We start from the raw sequence: 1,333 nt of genomic DNA on the forward strand, positions 1-1,333 counted from the left end.
GGCAGGCCGTAAGGCGGTTGCTTACGAGCGTGAGATCAACCGTGCAGGCGATGAGGAGATTCTGGATCGTTGGCAGACTAAGAACGGTGTTGAAGTGCTGAAATATGAGGATCTCGACATCGAATCCTTTAAGAAAGCAGCTGAGCCGGTAACGGAATGGTTTATCGGAGAACTGAAAAACCAGGGCTTTGATGATGCAGAGGATCTGGTAAACACCTTTACTGAAAATGCGGCTAGTGCAGTTAAGACGGCGGGCATTGAAAATTCTTCTGCTTATCAGGTAGAAGATCATAGTGACCTGAACTGGCCGGAAATGACCTGGAACTTTACGTGTTCCACGACAGAAACCAGTACCTGGGCACAGGCAGGCCGCAAGTTTGGCGAGCTTATGGATCAGGCAACGGGCGGCAAGGTCAAAGTAGATGTTTACGCAGCCGATCAGCTGACCGGTGGAAACCAGTCCGAGGGCATCCAGGCGCTGATGAACGGAGATCCGGTGCAGATTTCGATGCACAGCAACCTGATTTATTCGGCATTTGACCCGCGTTTCAACGTGGTATCGCTGCCGTATCTGTTTGATTCCGTGGAGGACGCCGACGCGAAGCTGGACGGCGAGGCTGGCCAGAAGATGGATGAGATTCTTTCTTCCTATGGTCTGCACTGCATGGGTATGGCGGAGAATGGTTTCCGTCAGCTCACTAACGGCGTGCGCCCGGTTCATTCCGTAGAAGATATGAAGAACCTGAAAGTGCGTGTGGCTGGTTCAAACCTTCTGATGAAGTGCTACGAGCTGTGGGGCGCAGATGCGACCAACATGAACTGGTCCGAGACTTACACGGCATTGCAGCAGGGTACGGTAGACGGTCAGGAGAACCCGCTTCCGGCGATTGATGCGGCAAGCGTACAGGAAGTACAGAAATACGTTTCCATGTGGAATGCAAACTATGACTGCCTGTTCTTCTGCATCAACCAGGATATTTACGACAGCCTGACACCGGAGCAGCAGGAAGTAGTTGATGAGTGCGGCAAACTTGCTGTTCAGTACGAGCGCGAGATCAACCGCGCAGGCGACGACGAGATCCTCTCCAGATGGCAGTCCAAGAATGGCGTCGAGGTCATCCCGTATGAGGATCTGGATATCGATTCCTTCAAGGCGGTTGTAGAACCAGTAACCGAGTGGTATATCGGGGAACTGAAAAAACAGGGTTATAAGGATGCGGAAGAGCTGGTTGCTGCATTCAAATAGGAAAATTAGAAGTTTGAAGTTAGAAGTTTGGTAAAATTGAATCATTGAGTTTGGTTTTCTGGCGGTTCTGATCCTTGGGATCAGACC

General features: G+C 51.0%; 1 protein-coding gene. It reads left to right on the forward strand.

The features are described 5' to 3' along the window. A partial coding sequence (locus tag QVO97_RS03365; protein WP_288188785.1) for a DctP family TRAP transporter solute-binding subunit occupies nucleotides 1-1,246 on the forward strand: 1,246 nt, incomplete at its 5' end. Nucleotides 1,247-1,333 lie beyond the last annotated feature (87 nt).

Origin of the sequence: Clostridium sp. CAG:43, from assembly GCF_000434655.1 — a bacterium.
Classification (GTDB): domain Bacteria; phylum Bacillota; class Clostridia; order Lachnospirales; family Lachnospiraceae; genus Otoolea; species Otoolea fessa.